Origin of the sequence: Thermococcus sp. (genome assembly GCF_015521605.1) — an archaeon.
GTDB lineage: Archaea > Methanobacteriota_B > Thermococci > Thermococcales > Thermococcaceae > Thermococcus.
The window spans coordinates 23,263-41,870 of sequence record NZ_WANV01000025.1; the positions used below are offsets into that span (position 1 = coordinate 23,263).

Annotated in this window: 29 protein-coding genes; 17 read left to right on the forward strand and 12 right to left on the reverse strand. The window is 54.0% G+C overall.

Annotated elements, in window-relative coordinates; all coding sequences use genetic code 11:
- The first annotated feature begins 6 nt into the window (after positions 1-6).
- The 7 genes from rd to F7C11_RS05290 all read left to right on the forward strand — a co-directional run bounded on the left by rd (position 7) and on the right by F7C11_RS05290 (position 3,695).
- Positions 7-168 carry a rubredoxin gene (rd, locus tag F7C11_RS05260; RefSeq protein WP_012571827.1) on the forward strand — a complete coding sequence of 54 codons (162 nt, stop codon included), beginning with the start codon at positions 7-9 and terminating at the stop codon, positions 166-168.
- Between the two features lie 10 nt (positions 169-178).
- Positions 179-526 carry a class II SORL domain-containing protein gene (locus F7C11_RS05265; protein WP_297091638.1) on the forward strand — a complete coding sequence of 116 codons (348 nt, stop codon included), beginning with the start codon at positions 179-181 and terminating at the stop codon, positions 524-526.
- 113 nt (positions 527-639) lie between these two features.
- Complete coding sequence (locus F7C11_RS05270; RefSeq protein ID WP_297091640.1) at positions 640-1,245, forward strand: hypothetical protein; 606 nt, start codon at positions 640-642, stop codon at positions 1,243-1,245.
- A gap of 32 nt (positions 1,246-1,277) precedes the next feature.
- Positions 1,278-1,637 carry an iron-sulfur cluster assembly protein gene (locus F7C11_RS05275; RefSeq protein ID WP_297091704.1) on the forward strand — a complete coding sequence of 120 codons (360 nt, stop codon included), beginning with the start codon at positions 1,278-1,280 and terminating at the stop codon, positions 1,635-1,637.
- Positions 1,638-1,640: 3 nt separating this feature from the next.
- Complete coding sequence (locus F7C11_RS05280) at positions 1,641-1,991, forward strand: iron-sulfur cluster assembly protein (protein ID WP_297091642.1); 351 nt, start codon at positions 1,641-1,643, stop codon at positions 1,989-1,991.
- 3 nt (positions 1,992-1,994) lie between these two features.
- Positions 1,995-2,516: a ferritin family protein gene (locus F7C11_RS05285; RefSeq protein WP_297091644.1), complete on the forward strand. Its 522-nt coding sequence runs from the start codon at positions 1,995-1,997 to the stop codon at positions 2,514-2,516.
- 132 nt (positions 2,517-2,648) lie between these two features.
- Positions 2,649-3,695: a DUF835 domain-containing protein gene (locus F7C11_RS05290; protein ID WP_297091646.1), complete on the forward strand. Its 1,047-nt coding sequence runs from the start codon at positions 2,649-2,651 to the stop codon at positions 3,693-3,695.
- A 103-nt stretch (positions 3,696-3,798) separates the two neighbouring features.
- Here the strand turns inward: F7C11_RS05290 and F7C11_RS05295 are convergent, their stop codons facing one another.
- The 3 genes from F7C11_RS05295 to dps form a co-directional block, all read right to left on the reverse strand.
- On the reverse strand, positions 3,799-4,248 hold the full coding sequence (locus F7C11_RS05295) for a ferritin family protein (RefSeq protein WP_297091648.1): 450 nt from the start codon (positions 4,246-4,248) through the stop codon (positions 3,799-3,801).
- 118 nt (positions 4,249-4,366) lie between these two features.
- Complete coding sequence (locus F7C11_RS05300; RefSeq protein ID WP_297091650.1) at positions 4,367-5,404, reverse strand: encapsulin; 1,038 nt, start codon at positions 5,402-5,404, stop codon at positions 4,367-4,369.
- A gap of 68 nt (positions 5,405-5,472) precedes the next feature.
- A complete protein-coding gene (gene dps, locus F7C11_RS05305; protein ID WP_297091707.1) occupies positions 5,473-6,024 on the reverse strand; it encodes a DNA protection during starvation protein in 552 nt (183 codons plus the stop codon).
- Positions 6,025-6,128: 104 nt separating this feature from the next.
- On the opposite strand from dps, the gene F7C11_RS05310 reads away from it, so the two are divergent.
- Positions 6,129-6,506 carry a Fur family transcriptional regulator gene (locus F7C11_RS05310; protein WP_297091652.1) on the forward strand — a complete coding sequence of 126 codons (378 nt, stop codon included), beginning with the start codon at positions 6,129-6,131 and terminating at the stop codon, positions 6,504-6,506.
- Between the two features lie 74 nt (positions 6,507-6,580).
- On the opposite strand, the gene F7C11_RS05315 is transcribed toward F7C11_RS05310, so the two are convergent.
- Complete coding sequence (locus tag F7C11_RS05315; protein WP_297091653.1) at positions 6,581-7,003, reverse strand: ferritin family protein; 423 nt, start codon at positions 7,001-7,003, stop codon at positions 6,581-6,583.
- 55 nt (positions 7,004-7,058) lie between these two features.
- On the opposite strand from F7C11_RS05315, the gene F7C11_RS05320 reads away from it, so the two are divergent.
- Positions 7,059-7,586 (forward strand): GNAT family N-acetyltransferase, encoded by a 528-nt coding sequence (locus F7C11_RS05320; protein WP_297091656.1) that lies wholly within the window; start codon positions 7,059-7,061, stop codon positions 7,584-7,586.
- Here F7C11_RS05320 and F7C11_RS05325 read toward each other — a convergent pair.
- Both F7C11_RS05325 and F7C11_RS05330 read right to left on the reverse strand, forming a co-directional pair.
- Entirely contained in the window at positions 7,583-7,936 is a 354-nt protein-coding gene (locus tag F7C11_RS05325) for a hypothetical protein (RefSeq protein WP_297091658.1), read from the reverse strand. The genes F7C11_RS05320 and F7C11_RS05325 overlap by 4 nt on opposite strands.
- A 5-nt stretch (positions 7,937-7,941) precedes the next feature.
- Positions 7,942-8,571, reverse strand: a complete 630-nt coding sequence (locus F7C11_RS05330) for a DOMON domain-containing protein (RefSeq protein ID WP_297091659.1) — start codon at positions 8,569-8,571, stop codon at positions 7,942-7,944.
- A gap of 140 nt (positions 8,572-8,711) precedes the next feature.
- Between F7C11_RS05330 and F7C11_RS05335 the strand changes: the two genes are divergently transcribed.
- From F7C11_RS05335 to F7C11_RS05355, 5 genes are read left to right on the forward strand one after another with little or no spacing between them, the layout of a single operon-like run.
- Entirely contained in the window at positions 8,712-9,944 is a 1,233-nt protein-coding gene (locus F7C11_RS05335; RefSeq protein WP_297091662.1) for a hypothetical protein, read from the forward strand.
- A gap of 40 nt (positions 9,945-9,984) precedes the next feature.
- On the forward strand, positions 9,985-10,275 hold the full coding sequence (locus tag F7C11_RS05340; RefSeq protein WP_297091664.1) for a winged helix-turn-helix domain-containing protein: 291 nt from the start codon (positions 9,985-9,987) through the stop codon (positions 10,273-10,275).
- Positions 10,275-10,553, forward strand: a complete 279-nt coding sequence (locus tag F7C11_RS05345; protein ID WP_297091666.1) for a hypothetical protein — start codon at positions 10,275-10,277, stop codon at positions 10,551-10,553. Before F7C11_RS05340 ends, F7C11_RS05345 begins: the two co-directional genes overlap by 1 nt.
- Positions 10,554-10,558: 5 nt before the next feature.
- Positions 10,559-11,140 carry a molybdopterin-dependent oxidoreductase gene (locus tag F7C11_RS05350; RefSeq protein WP_297091668.1) on the forward strand — a complete coding sequence of 194 codons (582 nt, stop codon included), beginning with the start codon at positions 10,559-10,561 and terminating at the stop codon, positions 11,138-11,140.
- Positions 11,141-11,145: 5 nt separating this feature from the next.
- The gene (locus F7C11_RS05355) at positions 11,146-11,493 is read left to right on the forward strand and encodes a hypothetical protein (RefSeq protein WP_297091670.1); all 348 of its coding nucleotides are present in this window, start codon (positions 11,146-11,148) and stop codon (positions 11,491-11,493) included.
- Between the two features lie 15 nt (positions 11,494-11,508).
- Here F7C11_RS05355 and F7C11_RS05360 read toward each other — a convergent pair whose 3' ends face one another.
- The 6 genes from F7C11_RS05360 to F7C11_RS05385 form a co-directional block, all read right to left on the reverse strand.
- Positions 11,509-12,204 (reverse strand): ABC transporter ATP-binding protein, encoded by a 696-nt coding sequence (locus F7C11_RS05360; RefSeq protein ID WP_297091671.1) that lies wholly within the window; start codon positions 12,202-12,204, stop codon positions 11,509-11,511.
- Positions 12,201-12,638 carry a hypothetical protein gene (locus F7C11_RS05365; RefSeq protein WP_297091674.1) on the reverse strand — a complete coding sequence of 146 codons (438 nt, stop codon included), beginning with the start codon at positions 12,636-12,638 and terminating at the stop codon, positions 12,201-12,203. Before F7C11_RS05365 ends, F7C11_RS05360 begins: the two co-directional genes overlap by 4 nt.
- On the reverse strand, positions 12,635-13,378 hold the full coding sequence (locus F7C11_RS05370) for an ABC transporter permease (RefSeq protein WP_297091676.1): 744 nt from the start codon (positions 13,376-13,378) through the stop codon (positions 12,635-12,637). Before F7C11_RS05370 ends, F7C11_RS05365 begins: the two co-directional genes overlap by 4 nt.
- Positions 13,375-14,457 carry a hypothetical protein gene (locus F7C11_RS05375; RefSeq protein ID WP_297091678.1) on the reverse strand — a complete coding sequence of 361 codons (1,083 nt, stop codon included), beginning with the start codon at positions 14,455-14,457 and terminating at the stop codon, positions 13,375-13,377. The genes F7C11_RS05370 and F7C11_RS05375 overlap by 4 nt, the downstream gene beginning before the upstream one ends.
- Positions 14,458-14,529: 72 nt before the next feature.
- The gene (locus F7C11_RS05380) at positions 14,530-14,910 is read right to left on the reverse strand and encodes a hypothetical protein (protein ID WP_297091681.1); all 381 of its coding nucleotides are present in this window, start codon (positions 14,908-14,910) and stop codon (positions 14,530-14,532) included.
- A gap of 154 nt (positions 14,911-15,064) precedes the next feature.
- Complete coding sequence (locus F7C11_RS05385; protein ID WP_297091683.1) at positions 15,065-15,589, reverse strand: ferritin family protein; 525 nt, start codon at positions 15,587-15,589, stop codon at positions 15,065-15,067.
- A 374-nt stretch (positions 15,590-15,963) separates the two neighbouring features.
- Here F7C11_RS05385 and F7C11_RS05390 point away from each other — a divergent pair, with 374 nt between their 5' ends.
- The 3 genes from F7C11_RS05390 to hisD form a co-directional block, all read left to right on the forward strand.
- A complete protein-coding gene (locus F7C11_RS05390) occupies positions 15,964-16,854 on the forward strand; it encodes an ATP phosphoribosyltransferase regulatory subunit (RefSeq protein ID WP_297091684.1) in 891 nt (296 codons plus the stop codon).
- A 24-nt stretch (positions 16,855-16,878) separates the two neighbouring features.
- Positions 16,879-17,496, forward strand: a complete 618-nt coding sequence (gene hisG / locus F7C11_RS05395; protein WP_297091709.1) for an ATP phosphoribosyltransferase — start codon at positions 16,879-16,881, stop codon at positions 17,494-17,496.
- Positions 17,486-18,608: histidinol dehydrogenase (gene hisD / locus F7C11_RS05400; protein WP_297091687.1), on the forward strand; the 1,123-nt coding region annotated here is incomplete at its 3' end. The genes hisG and hisD, both read left to right, overlap by 11 nt.

Genomic DNA, 18,608 nt, shown 5'->3' on the forward strand with positions numbered 1-18,608 from the left:
AAAGAAATGGCCAAATGGAAGTGTATAGTATGCGGATACATCTACGATGAGGATGAGGGCGACCCCGACACGGGGATCGAGCCCGGAACCAAGTTCGAGGATCTTCCCGAGGACTGGGTCTGCCCGCTCTGCGGCGCTCCCAAGGACATGTTTGAAAAGATAGAGTGAGGTGGTCGGGATGATAAGCGGAACCATAAGGAGTGGAGACTGGAAGGGGGAGAAGCACGTCCCCGTTATAGAGTACGAGAAGGAGGGCGACCTCGTCAAGGTCGAGGTTCAGGTCGGCAAGGAGATACCGCACCCGAACACTCCGGAGCACCACATCGCCTGGATCGAGCTATACTTCCACCCGGAGGGAGAGAACTTCCCGGTTCTCGTCGGCAGGGTTGCCTTCACCAACCACGGCGACCCGCTCACCGAGCCGAGGGCGGTCTTCTTCTTCAGGACGGGCAAGAAGGGCAAGCTCTACGCCCTCAGCTACTGCAACATCCACGGCCTCTGGGAGAACGAGGTCACGCTTGAATGACTCTTCCGCCCCAACCCCCTCTCTTTTTTGATGTTCTGCCTGAGCAACATCCGGAAGGTTTATTTATACTGCCGACGAGAGTGTTCTACAATGAATTATTGAGATGATAGATGATGTACCAGTACCACGTTGTCATGAGCGTTGGCGGAATCCTGGTTCTTCTCGGGATTTTCCTGACGTGGAACCTCTCAAGGAATATAGAAAAGTTCCGGCTCGGAACAAGGAGTATTTCCTGGTTCATGTTCCTCGGCGGGCTCCTGACGGCACTTGGGTTCATCGAGCTTATGATAGGGATGGGAACCGAGACAATGGCACTTCCAGCCATCCTCGGACCAGCCCTGATAGTTTACGCACTCTCCGAAAGCGGCCTTGTGAGGGCAAAGCCGGAGATGCTCGTCCAGGTGGCGGTGATAGTGGGCTCACTCGTGCTGAGCGGGGACAGGATCCTGTACGTTATCGAATCATTCTCTGCCATAGCCATCGTGATCCTTATGGACGCCGCCGCGTTCTACGTCCACACCCCCGAATCCTACAGCAGGGGGGCGAGGCTTTCGGCGTGGCTGTTCACCCTCTTCGTGCCCTTGAACGCATATGAACCAGGAAGTCCGCTGGCCATGGGGCTGTACCTAATCTCGACCACCCTCTGGGTCGCAATACTCATCGGACTCCACGGCGTCCTCAGGGAACGCTTCCCCAGAACTGCCCAGGAAAGCTTATAACGGGACACTCCAACTCCCCTCAGGTGAGAAAAATGAAGGTTTACATGCCGGGCAGGGAGTGGCCTGAGCACTATAAGGCTGTTCTCAATGAACTCGCGGAGATAACCGACCCCGTCACGGGGGGAGACATCCTCGACTCGGGTGTTGTTGCGGGGCTTGAGGTCTCGGACGACACGCTCAAGGTCTGGCTCAACTTCGAGAGCCACGCCGAGTACAACATAACGGGTGCGAGTGCGATAGCGTACTCCAAGATAATCGGCGACATAATCGAGCGCTTTGCCCTGGTCAGGTTCCAGAACGTCTACGTCTACGACCTCAAGAACAACCCCGTCGGAGTTTTTGAGAACAAGAAGGGATATAAGATTGAGGATATAAGCACGGAGAAGGTCTGAGCCTTGGGACTCTTTGAACTTTTTAGGGCAAAAAAGAGGCCCGAAAAGGGGCCCAGGAAGGACCTGCCCCCCGAGGTCTCCAGGGTAGTTGGGATTTTGCGGAACGTTCACGACCCCGAAACCGGGCTCAGCATAGTCGATGAGGGTCTCCTCTACGGCTTAACAGTGGAAAGGGACGAGGTCGATGTTTTCCTTCTGATGGCCAGGTCAACGCCGGAGTGCCATTTCTGCCAGATGCTGGCAATAAACGTCCAAAACAGAATTCTGAGAGAGATAGTGGACGCCCTGAAGAGGGAAGGGTTTAATAGAATAAGAATCTACAACGAAATTGGACTGTTGCTTGCGGAGGGATGATTTATGGTTCAGGAACTTGACGAGGGGCTTCCCCTCGAAAAGGTTAAGGATTTCTCCCTTGAGGAGCTCCTCGGAATGGCCATAAAGGCCGAAATCGGGGCAAGAAAGTTCTATGAAAGCCTGGCTGAAAGGCTCGATATCCAGGCCCTGAAGGAAAAGATTGAGTGGCTTGCCGACGAGGAAGGCAAACACGAGGCGCTCCTAAGAAACCTGTACGAGAGCATGTTTCCCGGAAAGGAAGTGGTCTTCCCTGGGGAGCACATAGGGCCCGAGCTTCAGCCCGTTGCAAGGGAGCTCCACGGGGCCGAGGACATCATAGAGCTGATACGCTGGGCAATGAGGGCCGAGGAGATAGCGGCCAACTTCTACGCCGAAATCGAGAACATCGTCGAAGCAGAGGACAAAAAGAGGCTCATGCGCTACCTAAGCGACATGGAAAAGGGGCACTACTACACCCTGAAAGCCGAGTACGAACTCCTCCTCGACTGGTCGATGTACAGCCAGATGATGAACCTCGGCCCGTGATTTTACCTTCATTAGGTATTCCCTTATTATGTTACAATACGTTTTTGATAATATCAGGATAATGCGACATTCAGAGAAAAATTTATAAATCCATAACTAAATCCCGTAGCAACACGTGAAAAGGGGGTTTAAATGGGTGACAATCTAGTGATCTTTATACTCTTTCTTAAAATTGGAATGGGAATTATATTTTTGAATGCTTTTTTCAGAAGTAGTCGAAAATCGGCTCTTTTGATATCCCTTGGGTGGATAACCAGTGCTACCTTGCCTATAAAGCGCGTGCCTTTCCATGGGATATACCTGGATTCCGTCATCATGGGAGTATCCACTGCACTTACCCTTGTCGGGATATTACTTCTGATTGAGGAGGAGACCGGCAGACACTCCCCCACCGCCATGCATTTAACCCTCCCAGTAATTCCAGTCGCCTATGGGATTTTTGAGAGCCTCATGAAAGAAAACTGCGCTTGTGTCTACGCAACATCGGGAGTTCTCCTAGTTATAGGTGGGGTGGTGATCATAGAATTTCTTTCCAAATACTACCACAGTCAAGCAAAGCTGTTTGGCGTGACTATTCTTCTTTCAGGAGTCGCTAGTATGGCATACCCCAGTCTGTATTTTAATGGAATGATGCCGGAGCAAATAGAAATGTACGGTGCAACATTATTGGCGCTCTTAACGGCCTATGCATATTATCAAATCATATACAGCAAGAGGTTCCTCGAAATCCACAAGATACCCACAAATTCTTCTTCGGGGCCCGATATATCCCCCGGGGTATACATAATGTCTCTCACTGAGTTCAAAGAGATTCGCCAGAAGTTAAGAAGATACCCCGTGCTTGCATTTTTGAGAACAACCCCTGGGGAAGAGGGTTGGATAACGTACTGGATACGAACTATTGAAGGTCCTGACACAATACCTCCCACATCTCTCTACAGAATAACACAACTCACCTCCCAGTATTTGAATGAGATGACACAGGCCAAAAAGAATGGGATTGTGGTTTTAGAGGCTCCTGAATTCTTAAAACTGTACAACGACTTCAGGAGTGTGTTAAAATTACTCTCCAGTCTCAGGGATATCTCCATAATATTTAGAGCAACCCTAATTGTGGTAACTGAAAAAGATACCTGGGAAGACAAAGAATGGCCCCTTCTAGTCAGGATACTCCACTAGACTGCAAGAGATAGAACTTCCCTTCCAGTTTCATTTCTTAGCGGCTATAATAAAAAATAATTAGGAAGCCACCGAAGAGTCCCTGCGGAACCCCTCGTGAGTTTCACTCCTTGTACTTTGATATCAGCTCCGCCAGAATCCTGTGGTGCTCCTTCTCGTTCTCGACCAGGGCCTCGGCGAGGCTCTTGAACAGGGGGTGGGTCATCTTCTCCGCCATCTTCTGATAGGTCTCTATCATGTCCTTCTCTATGTCCAGGTGCATCTCGGCAAAGCGCTTGACTAGGGCTTTCTGCTCGGGCACAAGTTCGACCTCTTTGGTCTCCTCTATGGGCCCCTCGCCCGCGAGCTTCTCCAGCTCCTTTTGGGCCTCCAGAATGGCCTTCATCAGGTGCTTGTGGATTATCGTGTCGACGGCTATCCTGCCAACGACCTTCTCAACGCCGGTGTACTTAAGTCCCTGACCGCGTATCCTTCCAAGGCCATCGGTGTAGCTTGACGCGGCCTTTTTCTCGGTTTCGTAGGCCTTCTTAACGAGGGGTTCAGCCATGGACATCACCGGTTATACGTTTGGCGTTCGAAATATATAACACTTTTTGCATAAATCCGGGGTGTAGCATCAGAACAGGAGGAATCTGAAAAACAGAAGGACAAAAACAAAAAACGAAAGGGGCTCAGCCCAACACCACGATGGAGCCTGGGTCCTTAACCCTCAGGGCGAGTGCTTCACTCACAAGGAATGCAACCTCCTCCCCTTCCGGACCGAGTTCCTTGAGGTCGGGCTCCTGGCCTATTACGATGTCGAGAACGGCTGGGGTGTTCGCGAACACCACTACCTTGTTCTCGTCCAGGCTCGGCGTTACGAATATTCCTCCGCGGAAAACCCCTTTGAGGACCTCAATCAGCATCTTCCCTCCCTGCTCGTGAACGCGGAGGAGCTTTGCGTACCTCTTGGGGTTGATCACAAGGGCAAAGGGCCCAGAGGAGGACTCGCTGGCCATCTGCAGGGCCGTCATCAGGCTGTCGAGGGCGCCTTCAGTGGACTCCCAGTCTCCCAGGGGAGCGCTCTTTGAGCCGGCCGAGAGGAGTTCTCTTATAAGGAGAGCCTCCTCGTCCTTAACCAAGAGCTCCCCGGCCTTTACGGCAACGGCCGGATCAAAGGAACCGTCGCTGAGCTCTCTCAGGCCAACGTAGAACTTCTTCGTCAGCAGGGGGATCGGCCTGTACTCCTGCCTTGCGACCCTGACACCGTCCTTCTCCTCTATCACGTCCACCCTGTAGGACTGGAGGCCGAGCATCTTGGTTCTTGGGAGGGCGTTGTAGAGCACCCTGCTCCTCTCAACTGCTCCCAGGAACGCGTCCCTCAGAACTTTCATGTAGTCAGCGACCCCGGCCTCTGGATCGCCCGAAGAGAGCTCAGTCCTAATGCCCGTCATCTCCTCGACCTCTTCAAAACCGTCCTTGAGCTCCCCTACCTGCTCGGAGTCCAGGTGGAGGAGCAGTGCCATGAACTCGCCCACATGGGCCTTCTCTTCCCTAGCGACGTCCAGGAAGACACTCTTAAGCTTTTCGTCCTCGATAAATCGAGCGAACTGCTCGTAGAAGTTTATGGCATCGAGTTCTGCCTCAATGGCCCAGCGAAGGGCCTGGGCTATTTCCTCCTTGGATAGGGGTTTCTCCCGGGATATCGAAATGGGGTTCAGACCCAGCATGGGATCACCACCATAAGGTCTCGTTCTTCCTAAATAACCTTTTTCGCCAAAAAAATGTAGAGGGAAAATCACTTCAGAAACTTCGAGACGTATGGACTTTCACCGGGCTTTCCGCGCCTGAAGTGGCCGCTCGGCTTGCCGGTGAGCAGTTCCTCAAACCAGGCCTCGTGCTCTATCTCCTCGTGGAGTATCGCCAGAGCGAGGTCATAGGTCCTCGGGTCTTTGCCCATCGTGTAGTTACATATCTCGGTGTAAACACCGACTGCACAGCGTTCTGCCTCAAGGAGAACCTTAAGGATGTTCTCGATGGTGGGCTCCTCCGGCAGATAAGCGTCGCGGCACCAGGCCATGTTTGCGAAGTCCCTTATGTCCCTGGGGAGGTCTCCGCCAAGTTCGTATATCCTCGGCACGAGGGCCTCGAAGTGGTTCCTGTCCTCTATCCTGGCGTCCTCAACTATCTCCTTTATTGCCTCCCCCTCGAGGCCTGCCGCGTAGTTCCTCAGAATCGTGTAGTAGTAATAGGTCGTAAACTCCGCAGCGGCTGCCCTCAGCAACATATCCAAAAGCTTTTCCACGTCTATTCCTGCCCTTTCAACCAACCTTCTGTTGTGTTCCGACATAGGTTTCACCAGATTTTAGTTGTAACTTCTACTTAATAAACTTTTCTATTTAGAAGTTATTTCTAATTAGAAAGACTTATAAAGTTCCCCGAGAATTGGGACACATGTGGAGGGAAAAAGCGGTAGAAAGACTCAAGAGGGGTGGCTACAAGCTCACACCCCAGAGGCTCAGGCTGATAGAGGTTCTCGATGAGCTCGGGAAGTCCCACCCATCGCTCACCGAGCTCCTGGAGGAGATAAGGAAGGAGTTCCCCACGATGAGCTTTTCGACGCTCTACTCCAACCTCCTGACCCTGAGGGAGCTCGGGTTAGTTGAGCTCTTCTCCCTCGAAGGTGAGACCAGGGTAGAGGTAAACACCGAGCCTCACGTGAACATCATAGAGGGGGAGAGGATAATCGACGTTAACGACCCGGAGATAATAGAGGCCATAAGGAGAAAAACGGGGAGAAGGGTTAAGCTCGTCAATGTGCTAGTCGAATAAAGCTCCTTCCGAACCCATCAGTCCACCTCAAGGCTGAAGTCCTGATAGTCCATCCATATGCCTGTCTTCATGACCTAGTCGTACTGAGCCTTCAGCAGCTCGTAGTGGGCCTTTTCCACCTTCGCCAGCTCCTCGAAGATCCTCCTAACGCTCTCGTGTTCTGCTTCCTTCGCTGCTCTCTCGTAGAACTCCCAGGTGAGCTTCTCCTGTTCCATGCCGATCTTCACCGCATCGACCTCGCTTAGGTTTTCCTCCTCGACCTTGACGAGGAGCCTGTCGAGGGCCTCCATGTCCACCGCGGGAAGCTCACACTTCTCCACCAGGGCCCCCGCGAACTTCTCCTCAAAGATATCCCAGTGCTCCGCCTCTTCCCCGGCCAGGAATAGGAACATCTTCTTTGCCCTCTCGTCGCTGGCCTTCTTTGCCAGCCTTATGTAAAACTTCAGCTCGGCCTTTTCGACCTCAAGGGCAAGAGCAAGGGCTTCAAGTTCGTTCATGTTATCACCAAAAGACTTTAGGGGGTTTGGCCCTAATAACCTTTGGTGGACAGAGATGGGGATTGAGAGGGTTGAAAGGCCGCTTGAACTGAAGGGAGAGCTTCTCGGCTTCGTTTTCCGTGTCTACCAGGGCACCGGTGGGGCTTACCCGGCCCTTGAGTGGGTCGAGGAGAAGCCTTCAACGGACGACTTCGAGGGCTTCAGAAAGGTCTACGAGCCCTTCCTGGAGTTCAGACTAGGGAAGGAGTTCGACGAGCTCTACGTCCTGAGAGAGGACGGGCGAATAATAGGTACGGTGGCGCTCGTCTACAACCTTGAAGGTAAGGACGTCTGGTGGGTGCCTGAGGAAATAAAAAACGAGAAGACCGGCCTCATCGAGTTTTTCATGGTCGATCCGTCTTACAAGGGCAAAGGCTACGGCTCGAAGCTCCTCGAGTTCGCGGTGGGAAGGCTAAAGGAGTTAGGCAAGGAAGCCTACGTGATAACCTTCCCGCATCTTGAGGCATATTCATATTATATGAAAAAGGGCTTCACCAAGGTAATGGACTACGGGGAGTTCGTCGTGCTGAAAAAAGAAAGCTAGAGGACGTAGAGGTAGAGGGCGGCAAGTATCTGGAGGAAGAGGAGCAGGACCGCCGATAATGCAATCATTTTGTGCGTATTCCTTGTTAGTTTCCTCCCCCAAAACAGCCTTCCGCTCGCTGCGGCAAAGAGGACGTAGGCGTAGACGAAGAGCCCGAACCTGCCGTGGGCCGACGGTACGCCGACGACGGTGTAGAGCATGTAGGCAACCCCCGCCGTGAGCAGGCCCACCGCGGAGTAAACGAAGTAATGGTGAACCCGGCGATCGTGCTTTCTCGCGTAATAAATCCCAAAGAGCAAGAGAAGGAGCGCCGTAACCTGCACTATTGCGTGAACCTGGAAAGGCTCCATTAAGATCACCCGTCGAGCTTAAGCTCCCCGTAGCCCCTCGCTATGTTGTGCTTGGTCGTGAAGTCGTCAGCATCTGCCATCGCGAAGATGAACTTGACCTTCTGCCCGGGCGTGAAGGCCTTGTCGTACTGGTCGCCGGTGTTGAGCTTTCTCTTGAACTCTATCACCGTGTAGCCGTTCTCCTCCTTTCCGGCATACTCGATTATGTCGCTGCTCCCACCGAGCTTCTCGTCGGGCGGGTGGGGCCCGTAGGTTCCGGTTGAGTAGGCATCGATCACAACGGCATTGCCTTCCTGAACCCAGCCGAAGACCATGTCGGCGTCTTTCATCTTGTCGGTGGGCTCGAAGCCTATGGCAACCCAGCCGGTCGTCTGCCCCTTAAGGGCCATGTAAAGATATTCACCATCGTTCCTCCAGTAAACGACCAGCTTTCCACCCGCCAGGGAAAGCTGGTGGGCGTACTCATTTTCGCCTATCACACCGTCGGCCTTCCACTCCCCGAGCTGGGGCGGGGAAGCTGTGGAAGAAGGAGTCGTTTGAGAGGGTGAGCTCGTACCACCTCCCCCTGTGCAGGCGCTCAAAAATACAACCCCCACCAAGAGAAGGGCAACAATGCCAAAATTTTTCGGCTTCATGTAGTATCACCTAATAATTTTCCACCTTCATGCTATTTAAACCTTTTCATTTATGTAACATTTGTACCCAATTTGTACCCTATTTTTGTACCAATAATAAAAAATCCTTTTATAGTTTGGGGACACATTGTTACATGCATATGGAGATGTTAAGAATGGACGTAAAAGTTTGGGGATTCCTTCTGGTGGGGCTCCTCATCGGAGCCCTCGTGGGGTACGGGCTCGCGCCAAAGGGTATGAGCCAGGAGGACTACAACGCCCTCCAGGGGCAGGTCAAGGAGCTTCAGGGGAAGGTAGGCCAGTATGAAAGCCAGATCAGTGACCTCAAGGGAAAGGTAAGCGACTACGAAAAGCAGCTCGGAGAGCTCAAAGGAAAGGTCTACACCGTCAACATAGCCTACAAGGAGGGCATAGGCTATTATCTAGTGGACAGGGACGGAAGGGCACTCTACTACTTCGCCAAGGACGTGCCCAACTCAGGGGAAAGCGCCTGCTATGGGGACTGTGCCCAGAAGTGGCCCGTCTTCTATGAGGAAGAGCTCAACCTTCCGCCCGGGCTCAACAAGGACGACTTCTCCGTTATAACACGCGACGACGGCAGCAAGCAGCTCACCTACAAGGGATGGCCGCTGTACTATTTCTTCAAGGACGAAAAGGCCGGAGATACGAACGGTGAAGGCGTTAAGGGCGTTTGGTTCGTCATGAAGCCGGACTACACACTCATGATAGCTTACAAGGACGGTATAGGCACCTACTTCGTTGACCCGAAGGGCATGGCCCTCTACTACTTCGCGAAGGACGTGAATGGAACGAGCGTCTGTTACGGCGAATGCGCCCAGAAGTGGCCAGTGTTCGCTCCGGAAGAGGTCTCCGCCCCCTCAACACTCGACCCGAGCGACTTCAGCTACATCACGAGGGAAGACGACACCAAACAGCTCGCCTACAAGGGATGGCCACTCTACTACTTCTTCAAGGACGAGAAGGCAGGGGACACCAACGGAGAGGACGTCAAGCACGTCTGGTACGTTATGAGGGACTACGACGTTATGATCGCCTACCAGCCCAGCGTGGGGACTTACCTCGTTGATGATATGGGAATGACCCTCTACTACTTCGTCAAGGATTCGAACGGTACCAGTGTATGCTACGGCGAATGCGCCCAGAAATGGCCGGTGTTCTACCGCGAGAACCCTGTGGTGCCTTCGGTGATAGCGAACGACTTCGGCGAGATAACGAGGGACGACGGGAGCAAGCAGACGACCTTCAGGGGCTATCCGCTGTACTACTTCTTCAAGGACGGGAAGAGGGGAGACATAAACGGCCAGGGTGTCAAGAACGTGTGGTTCGTGGTCAACCCCTTCAACTTCCCGTGACCCCCTTTAATTTTTTAAGGATTAAGGACAACCCCCAATCATGGACAGAAAGCTCAGGAACGTCCTTCTCTGGCTACTGGTCGGCTCGAAGGGCGGAAAGACGAGGGTCAAAATCCTCAAGCTAGTCCGAGAGAGGCCCTCTAACGTGCACCAGCTCGCTAAGGAACTCAACCTTAACTACCGCACGGTAAAATACCACCTCGAACTCATGCTCGAGCACGGAATCGTTGAAAGGGTTGGCGAGGACTACGGGGCGATCTACGTGCTCTCCGAGGAAGTTGAGAAAAACTGGAATGAAATAGAAAGCATAATCGGGGTGAACGGAAGGTGATGGGGATTTACTGGCAAATTAACCTGCTCATAGTGCTAACTGAGTTAATCCTGGCCCTCATGCTCCTCAGAAACTATCTGGAGATGAAGGACACGAAACTCGGGAAGAAGCTCTTCGGGGTGTCCCTGGTCTTCGTGATCCAGAGCCTGCTCGCGATAGTTTTCTACGTCCGCTGGGCAGGTATGGGAATGGGGAAGGAGGTTGCGGGGCCGCTCCTCCTGCTCTCGCTGAGTGGCCTTTTTGGGGTCAGTCTGCTGTACTCAATTTCGAGGATGTGATTGGTTTGAGAAAAGAAATATTTGCCCTTTCCATACTTCTCCTGCTGGTCGCCACCACGTACTGGCTCGGCGGCGGCAAAAACACAACGCAGGTGCCGAAAGAACAGCTCTCCAGCGGGCAGTCTGGAGTTATCCAGATCACCGGACTCGTCGAGAGGCCCTACAACATAACCTACGAGGAGCTCAGGAAGTTCCCCTCCAGGGAGGTGGAGTCGCCCCTCTACTGCGTGAGCCAGCCCGACCAGGTCAGGAAGAACGGGACGTGGAAGGGAGTCCCGTTAAAGGCGATTCTTGAACTGGCAAGGCCCAGGGGCGGGGCGTACAAGGTGGCCCTCTACGCGAGCGACGGTTTTACAACGGACTTCTATCTCGACGCTGTGATGGCGGACGAGGACATCATCATAGCCTACGAGTTCAACGGTGAGCCGATAACTCCCCGAATAGTCGCCCCTGGCCGGTGGGGTTACAAGTGGATCAAGTACCTGACGAGGATAGAGCTTGTAAGCTACGACTTCAAGGGCACGTGGGAGAGCGCGGGTTATCCCGACGACGCGCTGATACTGGACGGCTCTTCACCGGGAAGGTGAGCGCCTTGAGGACGAAAACTGCACTGGCGATAGTGGAGTGGACGTCGCTTCCGCTCCTCCTCCTGGCTGGACTGCTGGTCATCAGCGGCTACGGGCTGACGAGTGAGGCGGCGAGAAGCGCATCACTCGGCCTGCTGACCTTCTCCCGCTCCCAGGCGATACACCTGAGCAGGGTCGTAAAACTCGGCTTCGTTTTCCTTTTACTCCTCCACACCTACGCCGGGACGGGGGTGCTGGCAAAGAAGGTGAAGAAGAGCGGCCACCAAGGGCTCGCGGCTATTATGGAGTATTCTGTGCTGGCGTTTCTGCTTTACGTCGGCTGGATAGCGCTGAACGGGGAGTTCGGAGGATAAAGAGAACAGAGGGATTTACTCAGTGGCAACCGACGGCGGCCGGAACATGGCCTCAACGTCGTCCCTGATGTCGGCAAACGGGCCCGCCAGGTAGACCTTCCCGCCGCTGATGACCACGCCGTAGTCGGCCAAGTTCTCGAAGGGCTCCCAGATGTGGCTTATGATAACGAAGCTCTTCCCCCTGCCCTTCCACTTCCCGATGACGCCGACTATTTCAGCGACGCTCTCGAAGTCCACGTTGGCAAGGGGCTCATCGAGGAAGATGACGTCAGGTTCGCCAACGAAGGCCTGTGCAAGGCTCAGCCTCTTGAGCATCCCCGAGGAGTAGCCCTCTATCCTCCTGTCAAGGGCGTCCTCGATGCCGAACAGCCCGGCGGCTTTCTCGACGTCCTCCTCACTGGCTCCCCGGCCCTTCGCTATGAACTCCAGCCACTCCCGCCCGGTCGTCAGCTTGGGGAACCTCCCGGGGTCGAAGGCGACGCCGACGCTTTTCCTGGCCTCGGGACTTTTCCAGGGGTCTTTTCCCAGGAGCTTCACGCTCCCCTTCGTCGGCCTGTAGAGCCCGAGGGCGACCTTCATGAACGTGCTCTTTCCGCCACCGTTCGGGCCAAGGATTAGCGTTAAGCCCTCCGGAATTTCAACGGTCACCCCCTGGAGGGCCTTTATCGGGCCGAAGTACTTGTGCAGGTTTTCCGCCCGGATTACGGTCATCTCCTGCCACCCCCGAGGAGCGTTACGGCCAGCAGCCCGCCGAAGAGGACAGCTGTCCACAGGTGTGCCGTCTTCTGCCTCCCGGGAAAGCCCACCTCCACGGGCGTTATCGTTATCGTAATGCCCTGGCTGGAGTTCCCGCTGAACTCGTAGAAGCCGGGGTGGGGAAACACCACCGCGAAGGCCCCGTTGCCGTTAACCCTTCCGGAGAATATCACCTCACCGGTCTGAATGTCTCTCACCCTGAATTCTCCAATGCCAACGGCGTAGAGCTTTGCCGAGGAGGCCGAGGAGATGTAAACCGCCGTCGCCTGCCTGCTGGACAAGAAGGCGTTGTGGTAGTGGACGTCGCTGGGTTCGAGGCCCGACTGCAGACCCAGGCTCAGGAGTGAGACCAGCATGAGGGTGAGGAGGAGAACCCGAAAGAGCCTCATCTCACGTCCCTCCAGTTGCCGATAAGGAGGTAGAGCGCCGTGAGAACGAGGGCGGGGAGGAGCGATGCTTTGATGAACTCCCGGCCAAAGACCGGATCCATGCTCAGGGATATCGTGGCCCACATATAGTTGGTCAGTGCATCCCTCCACTTCAGGAGCCAGAACCACCCGGCGCCCAGGAACTCGGGGAGGTAGAGGAGCACGAAGCCGCCGAAGATCGAAACGTAGGTGTTGGGTGAGGCTATGGCAACCACTGCCGCGACCGAGACCATGAAGAGAAGGGCCGAGAGGTAGAAGAAAGCCATTGGGATGGTCTGGACCTTCAGCACCTCGATGACGGCTTTGGGGGTGTCCGCGAAGTGAAGGTAGAAGAGCAGCAGATGCACCGAGAAGACGAAGATGAAGAGCACCAGGAAAGCCGCCAGGAACTTGGCGAGGAGGATTCTAACCCTCGAAACCGGGAGGGAATAGACGGAAAGCGCGACCCCCTCGTCCCTTTCGAGCCTCACCGCCAGGGTGACGAGGAAGGGAACGAGGAGGGCCAGGAGGAGGTAGACGTCACCGGTGAACGCGTCGCGAAAAACGGAACCCAGTATATCAACCCCGTACGGCCCCTGGTGGGAGCTCGCACTCCAGGTCATGTAGTACCGCTTCATGACCAGTCCTATCAGAACCGCACCCCCGGAGGCCATCGCAAGGTTTAGGGGGGAGCGGAGCTCCCAGCGGAGGATTTCCCTCAACGCCTCCACCTCCAGAGGGCGAGAGCTACGAGGATTGCTGCCACTCCAACCGCCGCCGCTATGGCGGTCTTTGACGGCCCCTCGTCGGGGAGCTCAGCCGGCTTCGTGAAGTCGATGTTGGTCTCGGCTAAGACGAGGCCAAAGGGTGGCATCTTGTTGCTCTTCTGGATTTCATCTCTGTATTTCATTTGGAGGTATGTATCTGCTATAGATGTCCCAGACACTCCCATAATCTCCCACAGTGGGCTGAAGGGCATGAAAAGTGATATTACAAGACCGCTTGATCCATCATAGAAGAAAAGATCCTTTCCGGAGAGCCCAATATCACTAACGCTTATCATATTAGTTTGGGCCATATAGATCGGAGCGTTGAAGTCGCCATAATATGTGAGTATAGTGGAATTTATTTCCCGGACATCTTCAATTTTCAGACCTGAAAGTATCTCAAGCCCGGTCATGTTGGCCGGGTTTTCGGCCCAGAGGAAGTTCTTTCCCACAGGACTCCCGTTGACATAGATATCGCTCGTCTTCAGGTTGAGCTCAAAGGTTCCACTCCGAGTAAAGTTTTCAGGTATGTATGACTCATTGAATAAATAGCCTCTTCCTTCCGCTATTCCCAAAGCGGCCCTATAACGCTCCGTCTGCTCCATGTAACTGTCTTCACATACCGTGGCGTTTATTGTTTCAGACTCCACCGTTATGCACCCCCCGCCGGTGAAGTTGTATCTCTCTTGGTACCCTTGGAGCAACTCTCTGGCAATGTCTTCATCCAAAACATCCCACTTTTTCCTTGTGCACCTGAATCCTTGAAGCAGAACCCCTATCTGTGCCTTATCGTCGGTGACCTTGAGGACGCGCCACGTGAACTCAATTTGATGACAGTAAAAAACAATTGCTTCACTGTCTGAAATCTTAATTTTTATCAAATCCATTCCTTCTGGTTCTTTTGAGATATATTTTGCATAAATCCCTTCCTTGAACCAGTATGGGGTTGCATTAACTAGCAGGGTTGACTTTTGGAAAGAGAGGGTAACTATGACAATTAATATAATAATAGTTTTTTTGCTGACCCTAATCATCAACACCTCCCTAGTTCGTGATAATTTAGTTTAAGCAAGATATAAAAAATTGTAAAGTAACCACGTAATATATCATCCAGGAACCCAAGAAATTTCAGCATAGATTATACGTACATCATAGCACCATCCCTTTGTAGAAATCTGGGCTGAGAACCATGCTTTATGAAGTGTACTGACAGTAGATGGATCAAAACTGTATGTATATACTTCGCAAATCCCAGAGTCCCCAGCTCCTCCGTATACATTATACAAGAGGCCAGGGTTACTTTGACTTGCATATCCACTTATCCATGTATATAAGTCCCCTTGGGGTATTGAAAAGCTTCCAGTATCCCGTACTAACGGATCCGAAATCACTTGCGGCGCAATATCGCTGAGGTTAGTCGCTACCACAGCAGTCGCTGCAAAAATCAAAACACCAACCAAGACTAGAGCTAATACTCTCCTTGGCATCGCCCCCCCCCAACGGGGTTTTGCACTTAAAGTTACGTTGCTGTCATTTATTAGGCTTTCGGTGTTCTAAAGTTCACAGCAAACAACTTACAGGAGCAACAGTAGGCCCCAAAAATCCGGATAATCCAAAATACAAAGGAAGGTAAGAAGGCCGTCAGAAGTTGAAGTTTACATCCTTCATCAGCTGGTCGTAGAACTCCTCCTTGTATATCTCCGGGTAGCGCATGATGTAGTCGTACTGCTTCTTCAGGATGTTGTAGTGGTTGTGCTCCATGTCCGCGAGCATCTCAAGGATGAGGCGCGTGTTGTCGGTGGCGGCGTAGCCGGCTAACTCCTTGTAGAGCTTCTCGCTGACGACTTCTGCCTTCATGGCTATCTCGTAGACCTCGTCGATGTTGATGTCAGGCTTCTTAATAGCCTCCGCCATCTTCTCGGCGATGACCCTGAACTCACCCATGACGTCGATGTCTATCTTCTTAGGCTCTGTCCTGGTGCCCTCGAACTTCTCGGCCATCTTTTCTATTATCTCGCGGTGCTTGTCCTCTTCCCTCGCAAGAAACAGGAGCTCGTCGCGTATTATGTCGCTCTTGGTCATGGAGGCCAGCTTCTCGTAGGCCTCCCTGGCCCTAATCTCGGAGCTTATCGCTATCTCAAAAACCTCTTTGTCGGTTATCTCCATCAAGAATCACCACTATATTGTAGTCGGAGATGGCTATTAACCTTTTGGATATGTCAAGCGAACAAGCGAAAATTGACACCACCTTCCGCCTCCGCCATGATGACAGTTATCAGATGAAAAGCTGACTAAATGACAATAAATTGAGGGATAATATTTTAAACCCCTTCAACCTATGGGGGGCACCAGTGGAGGGAAAGGAGATGTTCGGAAAAAATACCAAAGTTGGAACGTATTTCAAGGAGCCAAACGCGAGGTGCCTTAGCGTACCGGCTTTTCTGGTGACTTACCGCCATCATTGACTCTTCTGGAGCTTCGTTAGACCTGGATAGTTCTAACGCCGCTGATCCTTTGAATAAAACTCAGGAGGGGTTAGTGTGAGAAAGGGTTTACTTGCCGAGTCAGAGAGGTTATCCGAGATTGGAAAGTACCTGAGGAGAACCTTCGAGCTGTGGGGCTACCGCGAGGTCTTTCTGCCCGCGATCGAGGAGTACCGCGAGGGCCTCAGGAAGGGGACGAAATTCGCCTACAACAACGAGTTCTACGTCATCAAACCAGACATAACGTCGCAGATACTGGAGAACATCAAGGAAGTTCCGGAGAAGCTCAAGCTCTACTACATCAGCGAGGTGCTTGACGGCGGCGTGAGGGGGCAGTGGCAGGCCGGGGTGGAGTACATAGGCGGGGACGTCACGAAGATGGCCGCCGAGGTGCTTCTCACGGCCATAACCGCCCTCGAAGCGGTCGGGATAGAGGAGTTTTACATAGACATAGGGAGCCTGAAGGTCTGGGAGAAGGCCACAGAAGACGTGGAAGAGTTCCGGGCGGAAATCTACAGGGCACTTGTGAGGAGAAACTTTGAGATAATAGAGCGTCTCCCGATAAGCAAGGAGAAAAAGGAGGAGCTGTGGGAGCTTTTCAACTTCTGGGGGAAGGAGAGCGGCTATCGGAAGCTCGACAGGATAGTCGAGGCCGTCAACGACGAGAGGCTGTTCATCGACTTCGGAACGGTTAGACCGCTGCCCTACTACCGCGACGTGCTCTTCGAGGTCTATTCACCCGAGCTGGGGAAGCCCCTCGGTGGCGGTGGTGAGTACACGTTCAAGGGGAAACCAGCCTTCGGCTTTGCCTTTGATATGGGGGCGCTCTCGAAGCTCTTCAGGAAAAAGGGGGACAGGAACAGGAAGAGGCTGAGAGGTGAGCCCAGGGATGTCTTTGCAGAGGCCAAGAGGCTCGTGAGAATGGGCATCCCGGTGGAGGTGGAGTGAATGAAGCGCTCCAACGGTTCCCCGATAAGGTTCGTCCTCCCCAAGGGGAGGCTCCTTCAGGGTTCGCTGGAGATCCTCAGAAAGGCCGGAATAGAGCTGAGACCTCCCGCGGAAAGGAGGCTGATCGAGAGGGTCGGCAGTTACGAGGTTCTCCTCGCGAGGGCCTTTGACGTTCCGGTTTACGTTGAGTACGGAATCGACGTCGGCATCTCCGGGAGCGACGTCGTTGAGGAGCGCGGGAGCGACGTCCTCATACCCCTCGAACTGCCCTTCGGGAAGTGCAGGCTGAGCCTGGCCATGCCGGCGGAGAGGGTCGTCGGGCCGGAAGAGATGGACGGCTACAGGATAGCCACCAAGTACCCGGGGATAACGAGGCGCTTCTTCGAGGGCCTCAACGTCGAGGTGGAGGTACTGAAGCTCCACGGGAGCATCGAGCTGGCGCCCAGGATAGGGATAGCCGACGCGATAGTGGACATCGTGGAGACAGGGAACACGCTCCGCGCCAACGGGCTCGTCGAGGTGGAGAAGATAATGGACGTCTCCGCTTTGCTCCTCGTGAACAGGATAGCCCAGAAAACTAAGTTTGAGGAGATAAACGAGCTTGTCTTTGCGATAAAAGAGGTGATTAAGGATGGATTTTGAGCTTGAGAGCTACGTCGCCGGAATGCTGAGGGACATCCGCGAGAGGGGGATCGAGGCGGTCAGGGAGTACTCCAGGAGGTTCGACGGCTACGACGGCCCCTTCAGGGTCACGAGGGAGGAGTTCACCGAGGCCGTGAGGAGCATCCCGCAGAGGGACAGGGAGATAATCCTCCGCACGATAGAACGCCTGTGGGAGTACCACGAGAAACAGATGGAGAAGGAGAGGCTGTTCCTCAAGAACGGCTCACTCTACGGCCTGATATACCGCCCGATAAGGAGGATAGGCATCTACGTCCCCGGCGGAAAGCCGCTCCCCTCGACGCTGATGATGGTGGCCGTGCCGGCGAAGATAGCAGGCGTTAAGGAGATAGCGGTGACTATTCCGCCGAAGGAGGGCAGAGTGAACCCCTACGTGCTCTACGTCGCCGACCTGCTCGGCATCGACGAGGTCTACAAGCTGGGCGGCGTCCAGGCGATAGGGGCGATGGCGTACGGCATCGGGATGAAGAAGGTGGACAAGATATTCGGGCCGGGAAACAGGTTCGTCAACGAGGCCAAGAGGCAGGTCTTCGGCGTTGTTGGAATAGACAGCCTGGCCGGGCCGTCGGAGATAGCCGTCATAGCTGACGGGACGGCGGAGAAGGAATACGTCCTGGCAGATCTACTCAGCCAGCTTGAGCACGGGAAGGACAGCAAGGCGTGGCTCCTCACGACCTCAAGGGAGCTGGCGGAGTACTGCTCGCGCGAGGGAATAGAGGTCATGCTCTGCGAGACCCTTGAGGAGTGCGCCGAGAAGGCCAACGAGATAGCGCCGGAGCACCTTGAGATAATCACCGCCCGGCCGATGGAGCTCGTTGACCTGATCGAGAACGCCGGGGCAATTTACCTCGGCCCCTACACGCCGGTGCCGGCGGCGGATTACTTCCTCGGCGTCAACCACGTCCTCCCGACGGGCGGAGCGGCCAGGTTCAGCGGTGTCCTCACGGTCAGGGACTTCCTCAAGCCGATAAGCGTCGCCCAGGTGAGCAGGGAGGAGTTCCTCGCCGAGAGGGAGCTGGGGCTGAGGCTGGCCGAGATAGAGGGAATGGCCTTCCACAGGAGGAGCATGGAGG

What these genes read in the sequence shown, in the direction of transcription:
- F7C11_RS05375 (WP_297091678.1), bottom strand. Translation starts at nt 14,457, where the DNA reads ATGATTAGGGTCAGCAAAAAAACTATTATTATATTAATTGTCATAGTT.
- F7C11_RS05335 (WP_297091662.1), top strand. Translation starts at nt 8,712, where the DNA reads ATGGAGATGTTAAGAATGGACGTAAAAGTTTGGGGATTCCTTCTGGTG.
- F7C11_RS05385 (WP_297091683.1), bottom strand. Translation starts at nt 15,589, where the DNA reads ATGGAGATAACCGACAAAGAGGTTTTTGAGATAGCGATAAGCTCCGAG.
- F7C11_RS05315 (WP_297091653.1), bottom strand. Translation starts at nt 7,003, where the DNA reads ATGAACGAACTTGAAGCCCTTGCTCTTGCCCTTGAGGTCGAAAAGGCC.
- F7C11_RS05290 (WP_297091646.1), top strand. Translation starts at nt 2,649, where the DNA reads ATGGGTGACAATCTAGTGATCTTTATACTCTTTCTTAAAATTGGAATG.
- rd (WP_012571827.1), top strand. Translation starts at nt 7, where the DNA reads ATGGCCAAATGGAAGTGTATAGTATGCGGATACATCTACGATGAGGAT.
- F7C11_RS05295 (WP_297091648.1), bottom strand. Translation starts at nt 4,248, where the DNA reads ATGTCCATGGCTGAACCCCTCGTTAAGAAGGCCTACGAAACCGAGAAA.
- F7C11_RS05300 (WP_297091650.1), bottom strand. Translation starts at nt 5,404, where the DNA reads ATGCTGGGTCTGAACCCCATTTCGATATCCCGGGAGAAACCCCTATCC.
- F7C11_RS05360 (WP_297091671.1), bottom strand. Translation starts at nt 12,204, where the DNA reads ATGACCGTAATCCGGGCGGAAAACCTGCACAAGTACTTCGGCCCGATA.
- F7C11_RS05330 (WP_297091659.1), bottom strand. Translation starts at nt 8,571, where the DNA reads ATGAAGCCGAAAAATTTTGGCATTGTTGCCCTTCTCTTGGTGGGGGTT.
- F7C11_RS05270 (WP_297091640.1), top strand. Translation starts at nt 640, where the DNA reads ATGTACCAGTACCACGTTGTCATGAGCGTTGGCGGAATCCTGGTTCTT.
- F7C11_RS05380 (WP_297091681.1), bottom strand. Translation starts at nt 14,910, where the DNA reads ATGCCAAGGAGAGTATTAGCTCTAGTCTTGGTTGGTGTTTTGATTTTT.
- F7C11_RS05345 (WP_297091666.1), top strand. Translation starts at nt 10,275, where the DNA reads ATGGGGATTTACTGGCAAATTAACCTGCTCATAGTGCTAACTGAGTTA.
- F7C11_RS05325 (WP_297091658.1), bottom strand. Translation starts at nt 7,936, where the DNA reads ATGGAGCCTTTCCAGGTTCACGCAATAGTGCAGGTTACGGCGCTCCTT.
- F7C11_RS05320 (WP_297091656.1), top strand. Translation starts at nt 7,059, where the DNA reads ATGGGGATTGAGAGGGTTGAAAGGCCGCTTGAACTGAAGGGAGAGCTT.
- F7C11_RS05310 (WP_297091652.1), top strand. Translation starts at nt 6,129, where the DNA reads ATGTGGAGGGAAAAAGCGGTAGAAAGACTCAAGAGGGGTGGCTACAAG.
- F7C11_RS05365 (WP_297091674.1), bottom strand. Translation starts at nt 12,638, where the DNA reads ATGAGGCTCTTTCGGGTTCTCCTCCTCACCCTCATGCTGGTCTCACTC.
- dps (WP_297091707.1), bottom strand. Translation starts at nt 6,024, where the DNA reads ATGTCGGAACACAACAGAAGGTTGGTTGAAAGGGCAGGAATAGACGTG.
- F7C11_RS05265 (WP_297091638.1), top strand. Translation starts at nt 179, where the DNA reads ATGATAAGCGGAACCATAAGGAGTGGAGACTGGAAGGGGGAGAAGCAC.
- F7C11_RS05285 (WP_297091644.1), top strand. Translation starts at nt 1,995, where the DNA reads ATGGTTCAGGAACTTGACGAGGGGCTTCCCCTCGAAAAGGTTAAGGAT.
- F7C11_RS05275 (WP_297091704.1), top strand. Translation starts at nt 1,278, where the DNA reads ATGAAGGTTTACATGCCGGGCAGGGAGTGGCCTGAGCACTATAAGGCT.
- F7C11_RS05340 (WP_297091664.1), top strand. Translation starts at nt 9,985, where the DNA reads ATGGACAGAAAGCTCAGGAACGTCCTTCTCTGGCTACTGGTCGGCTCG.